The sequence below is a fragment of the Oleiphilus sp. HI0080 genome (genome assembly GCF_001635135.1).
The window spans coordinates 1-393 of the sequence record NZ_LWFU01000230.1 but is presented as its reverse complement, the minus strand read 5'-3'; the positions used below and the strand labels follow the sequence as shown (position 1 = coordinate 393).

Genomic DNA, 393 nt, shown 5'->3' with positions numbered 1-393 from the left:
TAGCTCTTGAATATCGCCATCAATCCCCTTGATTTGTTTCTGTCGAGACGCGTCATCGAAGCAATCTTCAATCATCTGAACACCAAAACGAATACGCGCCACAGGAGTTCGCAACTCATGCGAGACCGCATGAATCATTTCTTTCTGAACCAGCATCAAGCGCTGAATGTGATCAGCCATTGCATTGAAGGCCGTCCCTAAACGCTCCACCGACTCATTGCCGTCATTAGAAATTTTTACACGCGCATCCAATTCGCCTCTAGATATGCGAGCCGCAACGGTTTCAACACTGAGCAACTTGCGCTCATAACCTTGAACAAAGACAGCAACCAATCCATAGATACTAGCCAATAGACCGAATATCAAAAGACCTAGTACAGGCCAAGAACTCAA

Annotated in this window: 1 protein-coding gene; it reads right to left on the bottom strand. The window is 46.1% G+C overall.

The window, feature by feature from the left end; genetic code table 11:
• Nucleotides 1-393, bottom strand: a 393-nt coding sequence (locus A3751_RS02505; protein WP_156492214.1) for a histidine kinase dimerization/phospho-acceptor domain-containing protein, incomplete at both ends; no start/stop codon positions are given.